Genomic DNA, 22,488 nt, shown 5'->3' with positions numbered 1-22,488 from the left:
AGGGGTTCCCGAAAAGTCGGAGACTTTTGGGGAAGAGGAGGAGCAGTGCAGCGAATGAGCTTTTGTGCTTGCACACAAGCGAACGATACGGAACTTGCTCCGACGAGGTCTTGGCGGTTTGGCTTTTCGGACGGTCATTCAGTTGTCGCATTAAGCATATTTGTTTAATTCGTAATTTATTTTACTAAACATATTTGCTATTGTCAAGTGGTTGCAAAGAAAATATTAAACATTTTTGTTTCGGTTTTTCTTGACTTCCACTAAACATTTCTGCTATACTTATTTCACTAAATATAAAAGGAGCGTATCATTATGGCTATCAGCGAAAGAATACATTTTTTCAGACTAATGCGTGGTATGACACAAAAGTATCTCGGTACAGCAATCGGTTTTCCAGAAAAGAGTGCTGATGTGCGTTTGGCACAGTACGAAACTGGTACACGCAAACCGAAAGCAGACCTTACAAATGCATTGGCACAGGTGCTTGATGTTTCTCCACAGGCTCTTGATGTTCCTGACATAGACAGCTATATCGGTCTTATGCACACTCTGTTTACCCTTGAAGATATTTACGGTCTTACTGTCAGTGAAGCAGACGGAGAGGTATGCTTAAAGGTCAACAAGGACAAAGGCAGAGAAGCATATGAACTCCTCAAAATGCTGTATGCTTGGAAAGAACAGGCAGACAAGCTATCTTCCGAAGAAATCAACAGAGAAGAATACGATAACTGGCGTTACCATTATCCAGAGTTCGACACCACACAGCGTTGGGCAAAAGTTCCATCACAGGAATTAAGTGACGCTCTCGTGGAAGCATTCAAAGACCACTTGAAAGATAAATAAGCACCTACAGGACCTGCCACTGGCAGCTCCCTACAGATGCTTTGGCAACGACAAAAAAGCCCTTAACTATGGTTATTAACCACAGCTAAGGGCTTAGTTTATAATATGGAATTTGTTCAGAGCCAAGCTCCGAACTTTAGTCTGCAAGCCACCTGTTAATTGTTCCGTTACCCATAAACCACTGGATAACAAGAATAATGGCACTTGCTATGACTGTTATCAATTTGTTATCAAAAGACTAATCGAAATCGCTGAAACCCGCATAAACACTGGCTTTTTTAAGCAACTCGATTTATTCAAATTCAATCGTACCCGGTGGCTTACTCGTCAGATCATAGAATACGCGGTTTACACCTTTTACTTCATTTATAATACGGTTCATTACCCTGTTCAGCACCTCATACGGAACCTCTGATGCTTCTGCAGTCATGAAGTCGATGGTCTTTACGGCACGAAGTGCTACTGCATAATCGTAGGTTCTGAAATCACCCATAACGCCTACGCTTCGCATATTGGTAAGGGCTGCGAAGTACTGGTTGGGCATCCAGGATGGTTCTTTGCCAGTCTCGGCCTTGTAGGCTTCGGCGGCTTTGTCGATTTCTTCGCGGTAGATAAAATCTGCGTCCTGTACGATTCGTACTTTCTCGGCGGTAACTTCGCCGATGATACGGATTCCAAGTCCCGGGCCTGGGAATGGCTGACGGAATACCAGCTTCTCCGGGATTCCAAGCTCTAATCCTGCCTTGCGGACCTCATCCTTGAAAAGATCGCGAAGGGGCTCGATGATTTCTTTGAAATCTACGAAATCCGGAAGTCCTCCTACGTTGTGGTGAGACTTGATCACTGCGGATTCTCCGCCAAGACCGCTCTCTACAACGTCCGGATAAATGGTTCCCTGTGCAAGGAAATCAACGGCTCCGATTTTCTTCGCTTCTTCCTCGAAAATACGGATAAATTCCTCACCGATGATCTTACGCTTTGCTTCCGGCTCAGTAACTCCGGCAAGCTTATCGTAGTATCTCTGCTGTGCATTAACGCGGATAAAATTCAGGTCGAACTGTCCATTTGGTCCAAATACGCCCTCTACCTCATCACCCTCGTCTTTACGAAGAAGACCGTGATCTACGAATACGCAGGTCAGCTGCTTTCCGATTGCTCTGGAAAGAAGTCCTGCTGCCACAGAGGAATCCACGCCGCCTGACAGTGCAAGAAGAACCTTGCCGTCTCCTACTTTCTCGCGGATCTCTTTGATGGTATGCTCCACAAAAGCATCCATTTTCCAGTCTCCGGCACATTCACATACGCCCAGTACGAAGTTGGAAAGCATGGTCTTTCCCTCTACTGTGTGAAGAACCTCCGGATGGAACTGAATGGCATACAGCTTCTGCGCCTCATTTTCAGCTACGGCTACTGGACAATCCGCTGTATGTGCAGCAATCTCAAATCCCGGTGCCTGTTTGGAAATATAGTCTGTATGGCTCATCCATACAATTGTTTTCTCTGATACGCCTTTGAAAATTCTGGATTCTTTTTTATCAACCAGAAGCTCTGTCTTGCCATACTCGCTGACATCTGCTTTCTCAACCTTGCCGCCAAGCACATGCATCATAAGCTGTGCGCCGTAGCAAAGTCCAAGTACCGGAATGCCAAGCTCAAACAGTTCTCTCTGGTAAGTAGGTGAATCAGCCTTGTAGCAGCTGTTCGGTCCGCCGGTGAGAATGATTCCCTTTGGATTCATTGCTTTGATCTTCGCAAGATCGGTCTTGTAGGAATAGATCTCGCAATATACATTGCACTCCCTGACACGTCTTGCAACCAGCTGATTGTACTGACCGCCAAAATCAATGACAATAACTAATTCTTTCTTCAAGGTCTTCCTCCTGTTTTCCTTATAAAGTCTCTTTGGAATCGTTACTGCTCACTATGCAAACAGTAACCTTGAATCTTCTTTCCATTATAAATGAGTACGGCAACTTTTACAACGGCTAATTTATTTTGCCATACAAATTTTTCGCCCTTTCTTTCCTGATCATAATTCTCCACTAATTTCATTGCTAAAAGGATCCATTATGTTGTTATGTAGTTGAAACCATTGTTAGTTTATTCTAATATTTCAATGGGATTGCCAGCAGTGAGCTGATGAACCAGATTTCCTACGTTTTTCAGGACAGCAGGCTTCTGAAAATGTCCATTCTGGACAATGTCCGGATTGGAAAACCAGACGCCACAGACCAGGAAGTCCTGCAGGCTTTGAAGGATGCGCCTATTATTCTTATGTATGAAGCCACTGCTTCCCTGGATGTTGACAACGAATCTTTGATCCAGGAAGCCCTTTCCAAACTAATCCAAAATAAGACCGTTATGATCATTGCACATCGAATGAGAACGGTTGATGGCGTAGATAAAATCGTAGTTTTAAAGGACGGCGTGGTTGCGGAAAGCGGTACGCCAGAGGAACTGAAAGCTCAGAATGGTATCTATAAACATATGATCAATCTGCAGCTTCAGGCAGAAAACTGGAAGTATAAAGGGGCTCAATGAGCCCCTTTCTTTTCATCCCAATATACACAGTCGTTTCTTCCAACTACGCTGGAATCAAACGGAGTGCCGTCATTTTTCTTATAATGCTTCGTCGCCTTGAATACACATTTCGCACCAACGAAAACAATAGGAACGTTGAAATATACGATCAAAATATTTCCCAGATCAGAGAACGCCCACAGGTTTCCAAGCTCCAGTCCGGCAAGGTTGCAGAGGATTCCAAATGCCGCAACAAACAGAGCAATACAGCGGACAATATTAATGCAAACTGCATCTTTGCGGATTCGGTTGGCTGCAATTTCGGAGAAGCTGATCATACCCAGAAGACAGGTAAATGCAAACAATCCGAAGCACAATGTTACCAAAAATGTCATGATCGCATTCATGGATGTTCCCGGTGTCAGCACTGCAATGGACTCTGTAAATTTCGGAAGTTTATCAAGTGCCGCCCATGCCTCAGCGCCTTCTCCAGTCCAGCAATGAGCCATAACAACCACAAATCCGGTAAGGGTACAGATCACTATAGTATCCAGGAAAACGCCCAGAGAAGCCAGAATTCCCTGCTCACATGGGTGCTTCGCATCCGCTGCTGCAGCAGACATGGTGATGGTTCCCTGTCCTGCCTCGTTCGACATCAGGCCACGCTTTACGCCCTGTGCCAGAACCGTTCCCATTGCACCGCCAAAGAATGCCTGTGGTTTAAACGCACCGCCGAATACTGAAGTAAAGAAATATGGGATCTGTCCAATGTTCAAAATGATCAAAACAAATACCACGAGGATATACAAAACTGCCATTACCGGAACCATCATATCCGTCCATTTGGAGACTTTTTTGATTCCGCCAAATGCGATTACCGCTGTGAGAATGATGATTGCCGCACCAGCTATATAGTAGAATAAAGAGTCCACGGCAATGGTTTTTCCTGTGAGAATTTCCGCCATTCTGCCCACGGAAGAAACTACATTAAAGCCCTGTGCCGGCAGGCAGCAAAGCGCATAAAGGATATAAAGGATGGACAAAAATACGCCGATGCCAACGCTGTTTCCAAGGAGCTTTCTGCCGTAGAACGGAAGGCCGCCTACAAATTCATCGTCCTTTTTCTCTTTAAAAATCTGCGCCAGAACTGCTTCCATATAAGCCACCGCCATTCCGAAAAATGCGGAGATCCACATCCAGAAAAGAGCTCCCGGGCCGCCTACTGCAATGGCGCCTGTAACACCGATAATGTTTCCCGGGCCTACTCGCATAGCTGCACTTAGCAGAAACGCTGCCAGCGGCGTAATTCCCGTTTGAACGGAACGCTTTTCTGTGAGAAGACGGATTCCCTTTTTGAAATGTGTCACCTGGATAAATCCAAGCTTAATGGTGAAAAAGATGCCGGATCCCAGAAGTACAATAATTGCCAGGGATATATTTCCCAGAATGGGAATATTCCGATACCATTCAAAGTTGGTGGGAAAGTCCCACAGCAGATCCGACAGCGGACCTATGAAACCAAATACTCCATTGATTGCCTCAAAAACAGCCTGCATACTCATACCTCCCCTTGTTATAACTGCAATTTCTCCCATGAAGATTTCCGGCTAATATTATGTTGTCAGGTCATACATTTTAATTTTCTGACATCAGTTATAAATCTTCTGGCGATTTGCATTATTACTTTCTATTATACAGAAATTATCGCCATAGTCTATTGTATTTTATGGGAAATATATTGCAAAAAGTGATATTTTGTATCTCGGGCTGTTATTTTGAGAGCTTCCAGTTTATAAGTTCTTTAGATTTTAATCATACTTTTTTCAATTCCTTCTCACAGATTCATCACAAATTCCGGGTATATTAATAAACAAATAAAGCGAAAGCTTTTTTACATAGATTAACAATTAACTTTTTCTTTTTCATACTTGCCGGACCAATTGGTCCGGCCCTCCTTCTTTTTAGGGGGATTTTTTTATGTCCAAAATCTGCAAAATAAAAGCCATATTCCCCAGTAAGTGTTCGCATCTCACTTCAAGGAATATGGCTTTTCAATTATTTCATTTATAAAATTTTATTCTGTTTATACCTGTCTGCCTTTACTTTGCAGCAACTCTCACTACTATTTTCCTGATTTTAAAGCTGGTCTGGTTTCTCTACTGTATAAGCGCTCTGATCCTGGATTGATGTTGCGCCGGACAGATCTACAGAATCACTGTAGGAGCCTGTTGTGATTGTGTACTCGCTGTCGCCCTGTACATAAACAGTTCCGTCTGTACCCTGAATGGTTACAGTTTTTCCTTCGCTGTCAACAATTGTGCCCTCATTTTCCAGGGAAGAAACTGTGCTGTCACCAGTTACAGTCCAGGTGGAATCGGAGCTTACATAGACGTTGCAGTATCCGTCTCCGCCTTCGCCAGCGTATGTCTCATCATCTACAACAGCGCCTGTCAGGCTGCTGCCCTCTGTCAGATAGAAATCAAGGTCGCTGATAGAATCCCAGATCACATTGCCCTGCATATCCTGGCTGATGCCTGTGAAATGGCAGTCCGCACCGTTTGCTCCAGACTGGCCCCAGCCTCTCTGGTTGGTGTTGCCTGTGCACTGCAGAAAAAATTCATTATCGTCGTTATAGTTAATGTCAACATTACTTAAAGTAATGGTACTTTCTGTATTGGTTGTGTAGAACACGTCGCCGTTTTCAGAAGTCAGGCTGCCGCCGTCCATCTGGAAGGTACTGTTTCCAACCTCAGAGTCACCGGACATGCTCTGATAAAGAATAACGGTCCAGGTATTGTCGTTCTGATCCAGGTCACTCATGTTTCCAGTCAGATCACAGTCATAAAGGTGAATGGAGTTCAGACCTTCGATGCAGACTGCCTCGGAACCGTTTGCTGTCAGGCTCGCGTTGCTTACCGCAATGTCAGCTGTGCTGTAAATAGCCGGGGAACCAACACCGTTGGAAACATAATTTCCTCCATCAATTACCATTGTTCCGCCGCCTCTGTCACTTCTGATTGCCGCAGAAGACTCTCCGTTGGTCTCAACATCCAGGTTCCATCCATAAAGTGTACCGCCGCCAGCTACATGAACACCGCCTGAGGTATCTTGTGTTGTTTTTACAGTTGTACCGGAAGCATATACCGTTCCATCTCCATATGCAAAAAGTCCTGCACCGCCAGCTGCATCGGTTGTCACGCTGCCATCCTTTACATAAGCAGTACCGTCTGTTTCCAGAACCGCTGCGCCAACGCCATAGAAGCTGGAATTGTCTCCGCCTGTGCTGCTGTCAGAAGTTCTTGTAATGGTATCATTATCAAGGGTTACGCTTGCTCCGGAAGAAATCAAAGCTGCGTTCTCATCTGTACCAGTAGACTCCAAAGTCTCACCAGATACGGTCGTGTCCTCTGTATATTCATTTACAGCTGTATAACTGTCAACACCCTGAGACTGTCCGCTCATTTCCATGGACATTACAGTAATGCTCGCTGCATTTCCGTCTTCATCTAATGTAATGGAAACAATATCCCCTTCCTGAATATCAGAAAGTGAAATTTCCTCAGCCTCTGCACCCTGTCCGTCTCCATCTGGCTTCTCCGGTACTCCACCGTTCTGACCGTCTCCGCCAGTCTGGCCCTGCTGCATACCGCCAGACTGTTTCGTAATCACAGTATTCTCTGTAATAGTAATCGTCTGGCCCTGACCATTACCACCCGGCTGCCCCATTTCCTTCATAGTACCAACCGCAATAGTAATCTCCGTATCCGAAACCGATTTCACCTCACCAAGAACCACATTCTCCTCAGCTTCATCACTCTGTGCATTCTCATCACTGCCATCAGCCTTCTCACTACTTTCGTCAGAAGCCTCATCCGCTGCACGCTCCGTCTTAACATCCTCCGCATAAACCATAGCCGGAACAGAAGTTGTTGCTACCATAACACCCATTAAAACTGCTAAATATCTACGTTTCATACCCATTCATTTCCTTTCTGTATTCATATTCATCCGATCCACTCTCAAAGCCCTCATCCACTTCTCCTTTGAATCGTCTTTGTTTTTGTGTTCCTTATGGCTTATACTATACAAACAATTTGTGTCCCAAAAATGGGGAAATGGTGTTCATTCTATGGGTACTCTCGTAAAAAACTGTGAACTCATATTTCAAGCCGAAAAAAACAGGGTGCGCCATCACGCACCCTGCTTCATCCTCTTAATAACCTTAAGTCGTGTAAATTCCTCTCGCTCCTTCTCCTCCAAAGCATTGGAAATATCCTTTGTCAGAGCTTCAAACTTCGGAATCGTAATATTCTTCAGCGCATTCGCCCTCTTCTGCGTCTTCTTAATATTGCTGGCCAGACGAATCGCCGAATTCTCAATCATAGACAGCTTAATCGAAAGCTCCTTCACCCTCTCAAAAGCCGCCTTCGCCTCATCCAGAGACATCTTCGTACTATAATAAGCATACGTAGGAACATTTCCTGACTTGTCATACTCCACAAGCGGAATTTCTGTACCCATGACGCTACGCGTCTTAATACGAATCGAATCCTCAATCGGCACCGTATGCGAAATCTGATCCACAAACGCGATACCCATCTCCATATTCGCCCTCTGCAAAGCCGCATAAGCCGTACGGAACGTCTCATCAATCTGCCCCTGAATATCCTTCGCCTGATCAACCAGATTCATCATCTCACGAATCAGAATATTACGCTTTTTATCCATCAGTTCATAACCCTGACGGGAAAGAGCAAGAGAATTCTTAGCCAGAATTAAATTACCCTTGGTAGGAAACGTATTCGGATCCATTCAAGTCACCTCACTCTTTATTTGGTCGTCTCGTGATAATACTGATCCAGAATCTTAGTATCAATACGGTCAAGCTCTTCCTTAGGAAGCATACCCAGAAGCTCCCAGCCCTTATTCAGGGTATCAATAATACTTCTGTTCTCTGTATCCGTCTGTCCCACAAACTCAGCCTCAAACGCCTTACCAAACTGCAGATACTTCTTATCCAAAGGAGAAAGCTCATCCTCACCGATAACAGAAGCAAGCGCTCTCGCGTCACCAACCTTGGCATAACAGGAAAACAGCTGGTTCGCAACATCTTGATGATCTGCTCTTGTAAAGCCTTCACCAATACCATCCTTCATCAGACGGGAAAGTGACGGCAGAACATTGATCGGCGGGTAAACGCCCTGGCCATGAAGCTGTCTGTCCAGAACGATCTGACCCTCAGTAATATAACCGGTAAGGTCAGGAATCGGGTGCGTAATATCATCATTAGGCATAGTCAGAATCGGGATCTGTGTAACAGAACCTGTACCGCCAGAAACGATACCTGCACGCTCATATAAAGTAGCAAGCTCACTGTAAAGATATCCAGGATAACCCTTACGGGAAGGAATCTCACCTTTAGAAGAAGAAACCTCACGCATTGCCTCACAGAAAGAGGTAATGTCTGTAAGGATAACCAGAATATGCATTCCCTTTTCAAAAGCAAGATACTCTGCTGCAGTCAATGCGATTTTCGGAGTCAGAAGACGCTCAACAGTTGGATCATTTGCCAGATTCAGGAACATAACAACATGGTCGGAAGCACCACTCTCCTCAAAGGTTCTGCGGAAAAACTCAGCAACATCATACTTAACACCCATTGCAGCAAATACAATAGCGAAATTTTCATCAGAATCGGCACCAAGAGAAGCCTGACGTACGATCTGTGCAGCCAGCTTGTCATGAGGAAGACCGTTTCCGGAGAAAATCGGAAGCTTCTGTCCACGAATCAGTGTGGTCAGACCATCAATGGCAGAAATACCTGTATTGATGTAGTTTCGCGGATACTCACGGGTAACCGGGTTCAGCGGTAAACCGTTGATATTCAGACTAACCTCAGGAGTGATCTCACCAAGACCATCAATAGGCTGTCCAATACCGTTAAAGGTACGTCCCAGGATCTCCGGGGAAAGTCCGATTTCCATCGGATGACCGCTAAGGCGTGTATGAGTATTTCCAAGGGACATATTGTCTGTACCCTCGAAAACCTGGATAACTGCTTTATCCTCGTATATTTCAATGATACGGCCAAGTTTTTCGGTACCGTCATCCATACGGAAGGAGACGATTTCCTCGTAGGAAGCGTTCTTAACGCCTTCCAGAACTACAAGAGGGCCGTTTATTTCACTAAGGCCTAAATATTCGATTGCCATAAAAAACTTACCTCCCTATCAGCCGTTTCTCTCTAATACGTTATCATAGAATCTGTCGATGTCAGCCTTATACTGGTCAAACATCTCAGGTTTGTTATTCGGAACATCATATTTGATGGCAATTACACGCTCAAAAATGTTGTCCTCCTTCAGTACGGAAACCGGCATTCCCTGGTTTACAAGGGAACGGCATTTCTCATAAAGATAAAGGATAATCTCCATCATATTAAACTGCTTGCTCATTGGCACGCAGGTATCCTCTGCATGGAATGCATTCTGCTGAAGGAATCCAAGACGAATAACCCTTGCGATTTCCAGTGTCAGCTTCTGATCATCCGGAAGAACATCGCTACCGATCAGCTTAACAATCTCCATAAGAGAACTCTCCTGGTTCAGAATTGCCATCAACTGATTACGGTCGCTGACAAATTTACCGGAAACATTATCTCTATACCACGGACTTAAGTCCTCCAGGTACTCACTGTAGCTTGTCAGCCAGTGGATTGCCGGGAAGTGACGGGCATAGGCAAGAGACTTGTCCAGTCCCCAGAAGCAGCGGACGAAACGCTTTGTATTCTGTGTAACCGGTTCAGAGAAGTCACCACCCTGTGGGGAAACCGCTCCGATAATGGAAACGGAACCTTCTGTACCGTTTAAGTTCTGCATCATACCAGCTCTCTCATAGAAAGCAGAAAGCTTGGAAGCCAGATAAGCCGGGAAACCTTCCTCAGCAGGCATTTCCTCCAGACGTCCTGATAACTCACGAAGAGCCTCAGCCCAACGGGAAGTGGAGTCTGCCATGATCGCAACATCATAACCCATGTCTCGGTAATACTCAGCAAGTGTTACACCTGTATAAATAGAAGCCTCACGGGCTGCAACAGGCATGTTGGAAGTATTGGCGATCAGGGTTGTACGGTCCATCATCAGGTTTCCGGATTTCGGGTCGATCAGTTTACTGAAGTCTTCCAGAACCTGTGTCATCTCGTTTCCACGCTCACCGCATCCAATATAGATAATAATATCTGCGTCAGACCACTTTGCGATTTGGTGCTGTGTCATTGTTTTTCCAGTACCGAAACCGCCAGGAATTGCTGCTGTACCGCCTTTTGCAATGGGGAAAAGGGTATCCAGGATACGCTGTCCGGTTACCAGCGGAACGCTTGCAGGGAAACGTTTGTAGGTTGGTCTTGGAACACGAATCGGCCATTTCTGAGCAAGGGCGATCTCTTTCTCGCTGCCGTCAGAAAGACGAACAGTTACGATAGGCTCCAGAATGGTATAAGCTCCATCCGGAACAGCCTTAATAACCTCAGCCTCTCCTCCAATTGTAGGAGGAACCATGGATTTGTGAAGAATGGAAGCTGTCTCCTGTGTCTCAGCAATAATAGTTCCTGCGCTTACCACATCTCCAACCTTAACGGTTACGTGTACATCCCATTTCTTGGAAGTGTCAAGGGAATCAACGCTGACACCACGGGAAATATATTTACCGGAGGACTTGGCAATCTCCTCCAGAGGACGCTGGATACCATCGAAAATATTGTGGATGATTCCAGGTCCAAGAAGAACGGAAATGGCATCGCCTGTTCCTATTACTGTATCTCCTGGCTTCAGTCCTGTTGTCTCCTCGAAAACCTGTACAGTGGTCATGCCCTTTTTCAGGCCGATAACCTCTCCTACCAGTTTCTCAGGTCCAACATAAACCATCTCGGAAATCTTGAATCCGGGATCACCTTTCAGATAAATAACAGGACCGTTAACGCCGTAGATAATACCTGTTTTATTCATGGCTCAGCCCTCCGTCAAATTTAAATTCTTTCTTCAGTGTTTCATAAGCGCCCATAAAAGAGTTGTCAATCAGGATGTTCTTCGCCGGGATGGTAGCTTTGATGCCGCCCATAAACGGCTCATTAGAAATCTCAACAGCAAATCCTGTTTTTGCCACAATGGAACGCTGCAGTGCTGTATCTTCCGGGGAAAGATAGATGAAGATCTCATCATTTCCCGCAAACTCTCTTGCCTTCTGGATCTTCTGGCAAAGATAATCCTGATATTCCGGGCTTGCCATAAAGTCTTCCAGATGATTCTTAACTTCTACAAAAAGCTCATTTCTAAGCTCATTCTGTTTGGTTGTCCAGTCACGTCTTAAAGTCAGCTGCTCAGCAGAAAGTGCCTTGTTTACCTCGCGGGTTGCATTTTCTGTCTCGGCCTTGATCTGTGCCTCGGCATCCATTTTTCTTGATTCTTTATGCTTTTCCAGCATTTCTTCCAGGCTCTTCTTATGGGCTTCCAGTGTATTCTCAGCCTCTGTCTGGGCTTCCGCAACGGAAGTGTCATAGAAATGCTGCAGTTTTTCTTCAATTGTCATGCTTGGTCTTCTCCTGCCTATAACTTTAAGCCAATGGCTTCGTTAACATATCCGGTAATAAAATCAGGTTTACGGCCTGTACCATGCCTGTCAGGGATTTCGATGATCAAAGGCGTTTTATGGTTCAGCTTTACATCGTCCACGATCTGGGGAAACTCCCGGCCGAATTTCTCGGTCAGAAGGAGAATCCCGATTTCTTTGTTGGCGATCGCTTTTTCCAGAGCGTCCTTCAGTTCGTCACGCTCATGGACTACAACGCCTTCCACACCTGCCAGTCTCATCCCTGTGCAGGTATCGATGTTGTCACTGATCAAAAACATTTTCATAATTATAATTTACCGATGATCATGAAGGAAATGATCAGACCATAAAGAGCAACACCTTCGGCAAGACCTACGAAGATAAGAGATTTACCAAGAATGCTCTGATCCTCGCTGATTGCACCAAGAGCTGCACTTGCCGCACTGGCTACGGCAATACCACCACCGATACAGGAAAGACCTGTAACAAGAGCTGCTGCGATATATCCAAGACCTGTTGCAAGACCTGCATCAGCGCTTGTTGCAGCCTGTACAGAAGAGCTTCCTGCAAACATAACCATTGCTGCTACTAACATGGTACCAAAGAAGAAAAATGCGTTTGTTGCAATTGTTGTTTTGTAACGTCCACGGCTCTTCTCGCCGATGAAATAATAACCAAATGGAACGATAATGCTTAATACAAGCGCTACTGCTAAGATAATCTGTGTCATAACTGTCATGATAATTGACCTCCTCGTAATTCAATCTTTCATAAATTAAATTTATTTTGCCTCCGCATCAGAACGGAACGGCTCGAATTTTCTTCCGCTTCCTTTGTAGAAACGGCTGAACATCTCGTAATATTCAAGTCTGAGTACCTGGATACCAACGATCAGACCCTCAAGACCGCATACGAAAATATTTCCAAGAACGATTACTACCCAGTTCGGGCTTCCGTTCTCAGCACCGGCCAGCATCAGCACAACCTGCATCATAGCCGCATGGCTGACTGCATAAGCTCCGATACGCACGAAAGAAAGTGTGTTGGAGAAGTAGCTCAGAAGAACCTCGAACATTTCGAAAAATCCCTGAACGATAAACATTCCCACACCGCCTTCAAAAGCTGCCGGTTTCTTTTCCACAAGGTTTGTAAGAGGCTCTTTTAAGAACATTACAAGCAGCGGAAGGATAAACATAATGCAAAGAACGATACCGCCCGGAAGCTTATGGCCTGTCATAAACAGAGCAATTACAATAACTGCGGAGCCATAGAATACAAGGCCTGCAACAGAGTTGGTATCGAACCATACCTTCTCTGTATCTTTCGCTTTCAGGGAATTCATAATATTAAAGATCATACACAGAAGAATGATTCCCATACCAAAGCCGATGGCGATAATAAATACGGTGTTCAGTTTTCCAATAAAAGGCACATCCATCATGGCATCCATTGGGCGCAGCCAGACAGGTTCTATAATATCCTCAAATCCAAAGAAGCTGCCGAACATGAAGCCAAAGAATGTGGAAAAGATTCCGGCACAGCTGATGATTCCGGCAAGGTCAATATGCTTGAACTTGTAAAGAAGGAATCCGCCAATAAGTAAAACCAGTCCCTGTCCTGCATCTCCGAACATTGCGCCGAAAATAAAGGAATAAGTAAGGGCGATAAACCAGGTGGGGTCCATCTCTCCGTAAGCCGGAAGGCCATACATTTTGGTGTACATTTCGAATGGCTTGAAAAGCTTGGGGTTCTTCAGCTTGGTAGGCGGTGTCTTGTGGGCATCCTCCTGCTCATTCTCATCGATCAGGCAGAAGATACGGGCATCTCCGGAAATATCATTCTGGAAAGCTTTTGCATCTTTCTCTGTCATCCAGCCGCAAAGAATATAGAACGGCTCCTTCGGCTTATAATCAGCTGACGCATCCGCGCTGTTGTCTCCATGTGTGCAGGCTGCCAGCTTACGGATATCAAAGTTCCGTGAAAACTGGGAAAGTGTCAGCTTGCTTGAAGCAATGTCAGATGCATATTTCTTAAAGAAAGCTTTTCTTGCCGCTTTGTTTGCATCCAGGTCAGCGATCGTCTTCTTATACTCTGCTTCAAGTGCTGTGAAAGCAGCCTTGGCAGTTCCATCATACTGATCCGGTACATAAATTTTTTCAAAGTGCATAGCAGAATATACGGCATGGATCCGCTGTGCTTCGTGAACGGGAACAAAATAAATTCCCCAGATATAACGTTCGTCTTCATCACATTTAATGAAAATCGTGTCCAGATTGTCATAAATGTAGGTTTTGAATTTCTCGAAATAATCTTTCTCGATCCGTCCAAAGCGATAATGGATATAACGCATTTTCAGGATAGACTGCACATCAAAGTCTACATTTCGGAACGGATAGATGATTCGAAGTGATTCTGACAGGGAATCACGTTTCTCTTCCAGTTCCTGGCGGGTCTTATTCAGAACGTCCGCTTCGTCTTTGATCTGCTGTACAAGAGAGAGCGCTTTTTCGATTGGAAGCTTCTTCGCAGAAGCCTGCTCCGGGTTCTCAACCTCTTCATAGAAGCTTCCGATGGTGCTTAAAGCTTCTTTATACGGATTGATCTCAAGGTACGGGGAAAGATTCTTCACATCTGTCAGCTCTGTAAGAGCATTTTCCAGATGAATCTCATACCGGCTGAGGTAATTGTTTACAACTCGGTCGATATCCTCCCTTGGCCCGGTAATGCTGACAAATTTCATTTTCTCAATCACATTGCTACCTCCGGGTTACTAATTGTTGTGAACATAACGCATTGCCTCGTCCGGATCAACCTGGTAACGAACACACTCCAGTGCGATGGTCAGACGGTTTACCTCATGTTCTTTGTGATAAAGATAAGAATACAAAACAGCTACGGAATAAGGATCTTTGCGAGCCTCTTTTTCCAGGACAGTACGGAGCATGTTGTTATAAAGCTCCTCCATGGAAATCAGGTTCATCTGCTGATATTTCCGGCCGTACCAGGTACGGTTGAAAATCTGCTCACCTTCTTCTCTGCTGGTAGCTTCTACCATGGCTGTGATTTCTTCTTTCTTTAGTTTATAATTCACGGGAATCAGCTGTGCGTAGATGGCTGCAGGCTCCATTTTGTAATAACGCTTGGATCTTAAGATAAACTGCAGATTCAGCATATCAAATTTCTCGCCGTAAGCCTTGGTGATCTCGTCTAAGTCATTTCCCTTGAATAACTTTTTGCGGACACTCCAGATCTGATTGAAATAATAAAGATCAAGAGCCATTCCGTAGTCAAATAAAAGTCCATTGCCGTTCTCATATACGCTCAAAAGAGGAGCGTAAAATTCATTTCCCTTCAGGGCTGTCATGAATTCATCCATATTTCCGGCACTTACCAGTCTGTCAAGATCCAGCTTGGAATGGTGCAGGAAAAAGTCACGGTAAGGACTCATATCCACAGGATTGGTGCTTCTGTGATCAAAGAGATTCGTAAGGATCTCTTTCAGAACACGGATTTCGTAGCGCTTGGAATAAAGTGCCAGGAATTTGCGCTGTTCCTTGTTTGCAAAATTATAAATGCGGGAGAAATTTCCGAAAATGGATTTCTTCAGAAGCTTCTCAATCTCACCTCGATGAAGATTGTTCTCATCAAGATCAGACCAGGCCTTCGCATATTCCGGCGTTTTTTTCAAATAAGCAGCTACCTGTGGAACATCCGAAAAACGGACAATTTCCTGAAGCTGTTCATCTGTTACCAGATGACTGCTCATAGCGCGTATTTTCGTGGAAACTCCGCTGTAGGAAAGAACGCTTCCCATTACATCACTTCCTCCTGAATGATCTTTTCAAAAATTTCTTTGGAAAGGCGTTCGTGATTCTTCGCGTAGTAAGCGTCGAGCTCACTTAAGGCTGCCTGTGTATCTTCACGCAGGGAAGCAAGGCGCTTATCCTTCTCACCTTCAAGATTACGGCGTATTTCCTGAATCTGCTCTTCGGTGTGTTTCTCCAGCTGGGTGTCAAATTCCTTGGACTGCCTTTCCATCTCAGCTGAAAGAGCTTTCTTCTTCTGCGCGGCATCATTCATAATGCTCTGTGCAGTGGTCTCTATCTCGGATAATTTACCGATTATCTGTTCCATTTTTCCCCTCCTTTTCAATTTTTAAGTATTTTACATCTATTTCACAGAAAAAGCCAGTCAAAGTTTGCCTAAATTTTTCATAAAAATGCGCCAAAATTCCAGATAATGTGACTAAAAATTAACAATCTTTTCAAAATCTGTCATACCAATTTTTAATAATGGGTACACGTATTTACTATAATAAGAAAGTTTACCTGCCAGTTATTAATTTTCCAGTCCCTGCCTTCCTTATCCTATTATTGCGAAAACACGGAAAATCATGTATAGTAGGTTTCATGAAAACAGATATCGTCTGCATGAAATCATAAACAGAGCCCATATGAATCTGTCTTAATTTTTGCTGTATCAGCAGTTTTAAATATTAAAACATTATGTCAGGAGGCATTTATGCGACTTAGAAATATCCCCGGCGCCAAAGACGCCATTGAAGAAAGTATTTATGTAATCCAGAATCCCCAGGAAAATAAAGGGTGCTGGGACAAGGTTTTCCTACAGAACCAGCCCATCCACCTGGAAGTAGGCATGGGAAAAGGCCGCTTTCTTATGGATATGGCCCGGCTTCACCCGGAGATCAATTATATCGGAATCGAAATGTATGACAGCGTGCTCCTTCGCGCTATCCAGAAGCGGGAGGCTCTTGCAGAAGAGGGAGAAAATCTTTCCAATTTAATGTTCATGCGCATGGACGCCAGACTTCTTCCGGAAGTTTTTGAAAAAGGGGAAGTGGCAAAAATTTATCTTAACTTCTCCGATCCATGGCCAAAGGCCCGCCATGCCTCCAGAAGACTGACTTCCCGTGAATTTCTCGCCCGCTATGACCAGATTCTCACCCTGGAAGGCACTATTGAATTCAAAACCGACAACCGCGGTCTCTTTGATTTTTCCCTGGAAGAAGTTCCGGAAGCCGGATGGAAATTAGAAGCCCACACCTTTGACCTTCATCACAACGAAGAAATGATGAAAGGAAATGTCATGACCGAATATGAAGAGAAATTCTCTTCTATGGGAAATCCCATCTGTAAAATGATCATCAGCCGATAAATTTCACACACTCCTGTCAGGTATGCACCTTTTTTCTGTGTCTTCATATTGTAATAAAGAAGGTTCTACCCCGACAGGAGATTTTTATTATGAAACGAACCACCCCACTGCAAAAATATGCTGCCCAGTTCCGCTACGAACACAAAAACATGAATGACCGCTTCTCCGGCGTCAAAAAACACGCCAACGAACTCTCTAAACTTTTAGACGGCATGTTTCCGAAAGATAAGAAAGAGAAAGAGAAAAAATGATAGAATGGAAAAAAAACCTCTCACCCACTACCACCAGCAAGGGAACGCAAAATGATAATATGTATCAGTTACTTGGCGGTGCCCGTAACAACAATGATTCTGAAGATGATTCCGCATTAGAAGAAAATCTCCTTAAGCTAAAAAATTATACTTATTTTGACGGTGACAAGATTCTTGCATCTTTGAAGCTTTCTGCTAAAGATAAGAAAAATGGCGAAGCAATCTACCGCCAGAATAAAGTAAACATCTCAGATATCTCAAGCGGCTATTCTCATCTGGGAGAACGATGCGGACAGGCAGATGCTGTCTTTAATGTCGGAAGAGATACCTTTCATACAACAATTATCTTCAATAATAAGGAAATAACTTACTCTAAATGTTACTGCCCGGAATGCAGCAGGAAATACTGGGGCTGGTACTCTGACAATGCCAAGTGCCAGTATACCGCTGCCCTTGCCTTTTACATCAAAGATTTTGTAAAACAAAATAATTTTGCAGATGCAACTGATATGAATGGCAATTATCTTCTGTCCACCTATCGAAAAGGACAGATAAAAAATACCCAAAAAGAACAGCCTGCTCCTTCTGCTCCCAGTGTTTCCCTGATTCCCCGCCTGACACAAAAAGACAGCCAGTTATCTGTTTCATTTAAAGTCGGTACAGACAAACTATTTGTTGTGAAAAAGCTGGACGATTTCTGCAGTCAGGTCCATAACAGTGAAACTGTCAAATACGGAACAAGCACTGTAATCAGCCACAAGCTGCAGGATTTTACGGAAAAAAGTCAGAAATGGATCCGTTTTATCGACCAGATTGTCCGGGAAGAAGCACGTTTTGTTAATAAAATCGAAGCTTCCGGCACATATCTCCCTAAGAAATTTAATGTTGGCAGTTCCCTGGAGCTGTTTGGCTGGCGCCTGGACAGCTTTTATGAAAATCTGTCGGAGGACAAAATTGAGTTTGAAAATAAATCTGATTCTGCCGCAAAAAAGAAAGCCCAGCTTCATTGTGCTATTGGAAATCCCCGGATCACCATGCAGATTCTGGATGCTTCCAAAAATAACAACCAGTTTGACGGTGTCACTGTAAAAGGAAGCCTGCCAGAGTTATTTCACGGAATGGACTTTGCGTATTTCATTCAGGATGACCGCTTTTGCAAAGCAGAACCTGATTTTATGGAAAAAGCAAAGCCCTTGTCAGACCTTTCCCGCAATGGACAGTTTCATTTCCAGATGGGCCGCAATACATTATCTAATTTTTACCACAATGTACTGCCCCAGTTACAGGATATTGCTGATATTACGGAAGAAAATCCTGAAAAATTCAGGCAGTATCTGACTCCGGAAGCGCATTTTGTATTTTATCTGGATATGGAAGACGACAATATCACCTGCAAAATAAGCTCTTTTTACGGTCAAAAAGAGTATTCCTTATGCAAGGCCTTTTTCGACAACAGCATTCGCACGGAGCAACAATTCCGTGATTTTCCTCTGGAAAACAGTGTTCTTGGACAGGCAATGGAATGGCTGCCTTATTATGATGCCGACTTTGACGTCCTGCACTGTGCCGGAGAAGAGGATCTGGTTTATCATATGATGGAATCTGGAACGGACGCTCTTATGGAGCTTGGTGAGGTACGCTGCACCAATCGTTTCCGAAGCAAGCACACCCTGAAAACAGTAAAAGTTTCTGTGGGCGTATCCTTGTCCGGAGGACTTCTGGATCTGAATATTTCCACAGATGATATTTCCAGTCAGGAGCTTTTGGATGTCCTGAAAAGCTATCAACAGAAGAAAAAATATTACAAGCTGAAATCCGGCGAGTTTGTAAACCTGCAGGAGCAAAATCTGGAAATGCTGGCGGAGCTGATGAAAACCCTCCACCTTACCCCCAAAGAATTTGTCAAGGGGAAGATGCACCTTCCTGCATACCGTACCTTATATCTGGATCAGATGCTGGAAAGCAATGAGAACATTTATGCCAACCGCGACCGCCATTTCCGTGAAATCGTAAAAGGCTTTAAGACTATCAATGACGCTGATTTCGAAGAGCCGGAAAGTCTTTCCAAAATTATGCGTCAATATCAGAAAAACGGCTATAAATGGCTTCGCACCCTGGAAGCCTGGAAATTTGGCGGTATCCTTGCTGATGATATGGGTCTTGGAAAAACACTGCAGGTTATCGCAGTTCTTCTCGCCGCAAAGCTTGAGGGAAAAAAGGGTACTTCTCTGGTAGTTGCCCCGGCAGCTCTCGTCTTTAACTGGGGTGAAGAGCTTGCCAGATTTGCTCCTGCTTTAACGGTTTCCCTGATCGCCGGAAGTCAGGCAGATCGTCAGAAAAAGCTTCAGGAATACCAGAATTTCGACGTTCTGGTGACTTCCTATGACCTTTTGAAAAGAGATATCGATCAGTATGAGGAAAAAGAATTCTTATACGAAATTATTGACGAAGCACAGTATATTAAAAATCACACAACTGCAGCTGCCAAATCTGTAAAAGTGATTCAAAGCCAAACCCGTTATGCCCTTACCGGCACTCCTATTGAAAACCGCCTCAGTGAGCTTTGGAGTATTTTCGATTATTTAATGCCTGGATTTCTCTATGGATATGATACCTTCAAGAAGGAATTTGAAACTCCAATTGTAAAAAATGAAGATGAAGCAGCTATGACGCGCCTGCAGAAAATGGTTTCCCCATTTATTCTGCGCCGTCTGAAAGAAGATGTACTTAAGGATCTTCCGGAAAAGCTGGAGGAAATCCGTTATGTCAAATTCGAAGATGCTCAGCAAAAGCTGTATGACGCACAGGTTGTACATATGAAAGAAAAAATCGCCCAGCAGGACGAGGGTGAATTTAATAAAAATAAACTGTGGATCCTTGCTGAGCTTACAAAACTGAGACAGATCTGCTGTTCACCTTCTCTTTGCTTTGAAAATTATCGGGGAGAAGCTGCCAAGCTGGAAGGCTGCATGCAGCTGATCCAGAGTGCCATGGACGGCGGTCATCGTATGCTTTTGTTTTCCCAGTTTACCTCTATGCTGGCCATTCTTCAGGATAAGCTGGAAAAAGAGGGAATTCCTTATTATATTATTACCGGGGAAACGTCCAAGCAAAAGCGTCAGGAGCTGGTAAAGCAATTTAATTCGGACACTACCCCTGTATTTCTCATCTCCCTGAAAGCAGGCGGCGTGGGATTGAATCTTACAGGAGCAGATGTGGTTATCCACTATGATCCCTGGTGGAACCAAGCAGTGCAAAATCAGGCCACAGACCGCGCCCACCGCATTGGTCAGACCAAAAAAGTAACGGTGTACAAGCTGATTGCCCGAAATACTATTGAAGAAAAAATCCAGAAGCTTCAGGACGCCAAGCAAAATCTCGCTGAACAGATCATCAGCGGTGATATGGGACAGCTTGGCAGCATGAGCAGGGAGGATATTCTGGAGCTGTTATAGGAAATATTTTTTATTATTTTCTTCCATTACTTAGAGCGTGTTTGAAAAAGACTTTCTGCAAGGTGTACATCACAATTTGCCGAGGTGTACATTTTGCAGAAATGATTTTTTAACCCTCGAATACCTACAAATAACCGCATTTATCGTCCAGGCAACAGCAATCGTAAATATTTTCGAAAAAATTTAAAAAAATTATAAAATTCCTATTGACTTTTATCTTCCATATGCTATAATACATCTTGCGTTGAGGAAATAACAAATCAACGAAATAAAAAAAGCGCCTTTAGCTCAGTTGGTAGAGCACCTGACTCTTAATCAGGGTGTCCAGGGTTCGAACCCCTGAAGGCGCACTGAAAGCACTGTTTTTGCGGACAAAGCGATTGCCGCGGGGACGGTGTTTTTTTGTGCCCTGGCTACGACAACCGAATTCGGGTGAAATATACCGCAAAGTGGGGCGTGCAGATTGCAGGAATGATTTTTCAAACATGCCCTAGAAAACAATGGCTATCTGGGTTCTTGCATATTCCTTATGCGTCTTCAAAAATAGAACCAGGAAAACATCAGCACATAGTACTGCCATTCCCTGGTCCTGTAAAATTAGGTATTCAATCTTCTGCTTACTTGCCTTGCATTAAAGCAAGCTTTTCTTTTAGAAGTAAAAGTTCCTTTTCCGCATTGTCAGCACGTATTTTCTCTGACTCTGCACGACGATGTTCTTTTTCTGCGTTCAGCCGCTCTTTTTCTGTATTCTTTCGTTCCGCTTCTCTCCCAGCCTCGAATTCTTCTTTTCGTAAAATCTCTTCTTCCCACTCCCGGTCATACTCAAATATACTCATCGCAACCACCTCAGCTTTATTCGCCAGGAGAAATTCCCGCAGAATTCCTTCCCGAATGCATTCGTCCACTGCTTTTTCTACCGCCTCGTTTAAACTCAGCGTTTTTTTGTATGTTCTTACTTTTGATACGTACTGGGCATATTCTTTCAGGATCTGGCAGCTTTCCATCAATTTTTGGTTGTGGCCTTCATTAATGTTAATTACCAAAACTTTTAGCTCCAGTGCAGGCTCTCCTCGGACTGTTTCGTATGCATCAGACAAACGATGCTCCATACGTTCTCCAATCTTACGGTTTCCGTTGTAGAATACAATAAACTGCGGTGCGGGAATTTTCTGCTGTCTGCTGGAATATAGGGAAATTCCTTTTTCTTTTATGTACTTCTCGTATTCCTTGGCTATGTACATCAGGTCACGCAGTGGGACGTTTGGATTGTATGTGGATTGATGTTCCCACAGGAATAAATCCAGGTCCAGAATAAATGCCAGATCATTCTTCATACTCATGTAGATGGCATTCTCTAAGGTCACGATCTCCAACTGGTCACAGTTGCTGTAATTTTTCCCGTTCAGCGCATTATACAACGACAACAGATTCTTCTTATCCGAAAAAAGCATTCGAAAAATGGTATCCTTGTACTTCTTTTTTGCAGCCGGAAGGATACTCTGCTCCTCCTGTACTCCACTGCCAGCTTGTAGTTCCATCATAATAGGTACTCCTTTCCCAGGAGACCTGAACACGCTTATTTCGAAATCTCCTGCTCTTAAATGTTTTTGGATTAAAAGCATAGATTTCTGAAATGTGTT

General features: G+C 44.1%; 20 protein-coding genes, 1 tRNA gene and 1 pseudogene. 7 read left to right on the top strand and 15 right to left on the bottom strand.

The annotated features are described in order from the left end of the window. Positions 1 to 312 precede the first annotated feature (312 nt). The gene (locus H8S54_RS12760; RefSeq protein ID WP_009247529.1) at positions 313 to 843 is read left to right on the top strand and encodes a helix-turn-helix domain-containing protein; all 531 of its coding nucleotides are present in this window, start codon (positions 313 to 315) and stop codon (positions 841 to 843) included. Between the two features lie 292 nt (positions 844 to 1,135). Here the strand turns inward: H8S54_RS12760 and guaA are convergent, their stop codons facing one another. Continuing rightward, on the bottom strand, positions 1,136 to 2,713 hold the full coding sequence (gene guaA, locus H8S54_RS12755) for a glutamine-hydrolyzing GMP synthase (RefSeq protein WP_021925064.1): 1,578 nt from the start codon (positions 2,711 to 2,713) through the stop codon (positions 1,136 to 1,138). Positions 2,714 to 2,979: 266 nt separating this feature from the next. On the opposite strand from guaA, the pseudogene H8S54_RS12750 reads away from it, so the two are divergent. After that, positions 2,980 to 3,384 (top strand): annotated as a pseudogene (locus tag H8S54_RS12750) (ABC transporter ATP-binding protein); the annotation flags it as partial. Here the strand turns inward: H8S54_RS12750 and H8S54_RS12745 are convergent. From H8S54_RS12745 to H8S54_RS12695, 11 genes are all read right to left on the bottom strand, one after another. Then, positions 3,378 to 4,919 carry an alanine/glycine:cation symporter family protein gene (locus tag H8S54_RS12745; RefSeq protein WP_021925066.1) on the bottom strand — a complete coding sequence of 514 codons (1,542 nt, stop codon included), beginning with the start codon at positions 4,917 to 4,919 and terminating at the stop codon, positions 3,378 to 3,380. The pseudogene H8S54_RS12750 and the gene H8S54_RS12745 sit on opposite strands and share 7 nt — an antisense overlap. Positions 4,920 to 5,499: 580 nt before the next feature. Further along, on the bottom strand, positions 5,500 to 7,338 hold the full coding sequence (locus H8S54_RS12740; protein WP_186901613.1) for a hypothetical protein: 1,839 nt from the start codon (positions 7,336 to 7,338) through the stop codon (positions 5,500 to 5,502). A 216-nt stretch (positions 7,339 to 7,554) separates the two neighbouring features. Further along, positions 7,555 to 8,175, bottom strand: coding sequence for a V-type ATP synthase subunit D (locus H8S54_RS12735; RefSeq protein WP_021925069.1), 621 nt, complete (start codon positions 8,173 to 8,175; stop codon positions 7,555 to 7,557). 17 nt (positions 8,176 to 8,192) lie between these two features. Continuing rightward, the gene (locus H8S54_RS12730) at positions 8,193 to 9,575 is read right to left on the bottom strand and encodes a V-type ATP synthase subunit B (protein WP_021925070.1); all 1,383 of its coding nucleotides are present in this window, start codon (positions 9,573 to 9,575) and stop codon (positions 8,193 to 8,195) included. Between the two features lie 18 nt (positions 9,576 to 9,593). Then, positions 9,594 to 11,366: a V-type ATP synthase subunit A gene (locus H8S54_RS12725; RefSeq protein WP_021925071.1), complete on the bottom strand. Its 1,773-nt coding sequence runs from the start codon at positions 11,364 to 11,366 to the stop codon at positions 9,594 to 9,596. Then, positions 11,359 to 11,946 (bottom strand): V-type ATP synthase subunit E, encoded by a 588-nt coding sequence (locus tag H8S54_RS12720; protein WP_117851003.1) that lies wholly within the window; start codon positions 11,944 to 11,946, stop codon positions 11,359 to 11,361. Before H8S54_RS12720 ends, H8S54_RS12725 begins: the two co-directional genes overlap by 8 nt. Before the next feature lie 17 nt (positions 11,947 to 11,963). Next, positions 11,964 to 12,272, bottom strand: coding sequence for a V-type ATP synthase subunit F (locus H8S54_RS12715; RefSeq protein ID WP_117851005.1), 309 nt, complete (start codon positions 12,270 to 12,272; stop codon positions 11,964 to 11,966). A gap of 2 nt (positions 12,273 to 12,274) precedes the next feature. Then, positions 12,275 to 12,706 carry an ATP synthase subunit C gene (locus tag H8S54_RS12710; RefSeq protein ID WP_117851008.1) on the bottom strand — a complete coding sequence of 144 codons (432 nt, stop codon included), beginning with the start codon at positions 12,704 to 12,706 and terminating at the stop codon, positions 12,275 to 12,277. A gap of 42 nt (positions 12,707 to 12,748) precedes the next feature. Continuing rightward, positions 12,749 to 14,719, bottom strand: coding sequence for a V-type ATP synthase subunit I (locus tag H8S54_RS12705; protein ID WP_117851010.1), 1,971 nt, complete (start codon positions 14,717 to 14,719; stop codon positions 12,749 to 12,751). Between the two features lie 18 nt (positions 14,720 to 14,737). Continuing rightward, positions 14,738 to 15,781 carry a V0D/AC39 family V-type ATPase subunit gene (locus H8S54_RS12700; protein WP_021924908.1) on the bottom strand — a complete coding sequence of 348 codons (1,044 nt, stop codon included), beginning with the start codon at positions 15,779 to 15,781 and terminating at the stop codon, positions 14,738 to 14,740. Beyond that, positions 15,781 to 16,101 (bottom strand): hypothetical protein, encoded by a 321-nt coding sequence (locus H8S54_RS12695; protein ID WP_021924907.1) that lies wholly within the window; start codon positions 16,099 to 16,101, stop codon positions 15,781 to 15,783. The genes H8S54_RS12700 and H8S54_RS12695 overlap by 1 nt, the downstream gene beginning before the upstream one ends. A gap of 387 nt (positions 16,102 to 16,488) precedes the next feature. On the opposite strand from H8S54_RS12695, the gene trmB reads away from it, so the two are divergent. From trmB to H8S54_RS12680, 3 genes are all read left to right on the top strand, one after another. Next, positions 16,489 to 17,142, top strand: coding sequence for a tRNA (guanosine(46)-N7)-methyltransferase TrmB (gene trmB / locus H8S54_RS12690; protein ID WP_186901612.1), 654 nt, complete (start codon positions 16,489 to 16,491; stop codon positions 17,140 to 17,142). An 89-nt stretch (positions 17,143 to 17,231) separates the two neighbouring features. Further along, the gene (locus tag H8S54_RS12685) at positions 17,232 to 17,393 is read left to right on the top strand and encodes a hypothetical protein (RefSeq protein WP_173767896.1); all 162 of its coding nucleotides are present in this window, start codon (positions 17,232 to 17,234) and stop codon (positions 17,391 to 17,393) included. Continuing rightward, complete coding sequence (locus H8S54_RS12680; protein ID WP_186901611.1) at positions 17,390 to 20,848, top strand: DEAD/DEAH box helicase; 3,459 nt, start codon at positions 17,390 to 17,392, stop codon at positions 20,846 to 20,848. The genes H8S54_RS12685 and H8S54_RS12680 overlap by 4 nt, the downstream gene beginning before the upstream one ends. A 26-nt stretch (positions 20,849 to 20,874) precedes the next feature. On the opposite strand, the gene H8S54_RS19400 is transcribed toward H8S54_RS12680, so the two are convergent. Beyond that, a complete protein-coding gene (locus H8S54_RS19400; protein ID WP_408610283.1) occupies positions 20,875 to 20,940 on the bottom strand; it encodes a DUF6783 domain-containing protein in 66 nt (21 codons plus the stop codon). Positions 20,941 to 21,125: 185 nt separating this feature from the next. Between H8S54_RS19400 and H8S54_RS12675 the strand changes: the two genes are divergently transcribed. Beyond that, positions 21,126 to 21,198 (top strand) — tRNA-Lys (locus tag H8S54_RS12675). On the opposite strand, the gene H8S54_RS19055 is transcribed toward H8S54_RS12675, so the two are convergent. After that, on the bottom strand, positions 21,164 to 21,331 hold the full coding sequence (locus H8S54_RS19055; protein WP_334298063.1) for a DUF6783 domain-containing protein: 168 nt from the start codon (positions 21,329 to 21,331) through the stop codon (positions 21,164 to 21,166). The genes H8S54_RS12675 and H8S54_RS19055 overlap by 35 nt on opposite strands. On the opposite strand from H8S54_RS19055, the gene H8S54_RS19395 reads away from it, so the two are divergent. Continuing rightward, a complete protein-coding gene (locus tag H8S54_RS19395) occupies positions 21,281 to 21,988 on the top strand; it encodes a DUF6783 domain-containing protein (RefSeq protein ID WP_408610282.1) in 708 nt (235 codons plus the stop codon). The genes H8S54_RS19055 and H8S54_RS19395 overlap by 51 nt on opposite strands. Before the next feature lie 294 nt (positions 21,989 to 22,282). Here the strand turns inward: H8S54_RS19395 and H8S54_RS19390 are convergent. Then, a partial coding sequence (locus H8S54_RS19390; protein WP_408610281.1) for a hypothetical protein occupies positions 22,283 to 22,488 on the bottom strand: 206 nt, incomplete at its 5' end.

The sequence above is a fragment of the Blautia segnis genome (assembly GCF_014287535.1).
GTDB classification, from domain to species: Bacteria; Bacillota; Clostridia; order Lachnospirales; family Lachnospiraceae; genus Blautia_A; species Blautia_A acetigignens.
This window is presented reverse-complemented; position numbering and strand designations above follow the sequence as displayed.

What these genes read in the sequence shown, in the direction of transcription:
- H8S54_RS12760 (WP_009247529.1), top strand. Translation starts at nt 313, where the DNA reads ATGGCTATCAGCGAAAGAATACATTTTTTCAGACTAATGCGTGGTATG.
- H8S54_RS12745 (WP_021925066.1), bottom strand. Translation starts at nt 4,919, where the DNA reads ATGCAGGCTGTTTTTGAGGCAATCAATGGAGTATTTGGTTTCATAGGT.
- H8S54_RS12740 (WP_186901613.1), bottom strand. Translation starts at nt 7,338, where the DNA reads ATGAAACGTAGATATTTAGCAGTTTTAATGGGTGTTATGGTAGCAACA.
- H8S54_RS12735 (WP_021925069.1), bottom strand. Translation starts at nt 8,175, where the DNA reads ATGGATCCGAATACGTTTCCTACCAAGGGTAATTTAATTCTGGCTAAG.
- H8S54_RS12730 (WP_021925070.1), bottom strand. Translation starts at nt 9,575, where the DNA reads ATGGCAATCGAATATTTAGGCCTTAGTGAAATAAACGGCCCTCTTGTA.
- H8S54_RS12725 (WP_021925071.1), bottom strand. Translation starts at nt 11,366, where the DNA reads ATGAATAAAACAGGTATTATCTACGGCGTTAACGGTCCTGTTATTTAT.
- H8S54_RS12720 (WP_117851003.1), bottom strand. Translation starts at nt 11,946, where the DNA reads ATGACAATTGAAGAAAAACTGCAGCATTTCTATGACACTTCCGTTGCG.
- H8S54_RS12715 (WP_117851005.1), bottom strand. Translation starts at nt 12,272, where the DNA reads ATGAAAATGTTTTTGATCAGTGACAACATCGATACCTGCACAGGGATG.
- H8S54_RS12710 (WP_117851008.1), bottom strand. Translation starts at nt 12,706, where the DNA reads ATGACAGTTATGACACAGATTATCTTAGCAGTAGCGCTTGTATTAAGC.
- H8S54_RS12700 (WP_021924908.1), bottom strand. Translation starts at nt 15,781, where the DNA reads ATGGGAAGCGTTCTTTCCTACAGCGGAGTTTCCACGAAAATACGCGCT.
- H8S54_RS12695 (WP_021924907.1), bottom strand. Translation starts at nt 16,101, where the DNA reads ATGGAACAGATAATCGGTAAATTATCCGAGATAGAGACCACTGCACAG.
- trmB (WP_186901612.1), top strand. Translation starts at nt 16,489, where the DNA reads ATGCGACTTAGAAATATCCCCGGCGCCAAAGACGCCATTGAAGAAAGT.
- H8S54_RS12685 (WP_173767896.1), top strand. Translation starts at nt 17,232, where the DNA reads ATGAAACGAACCACCCCACTGCAAAAATATGCTGCCCAGTTCCGCTAC.
- H8S54_RS12680 (WP_186901611.1), top strand. Translation starts at nt 17,390, where the DNA reads ATGATAGAATGGAAAAAAAACCTCTCACCCACTACCACCAGCAAGGGA.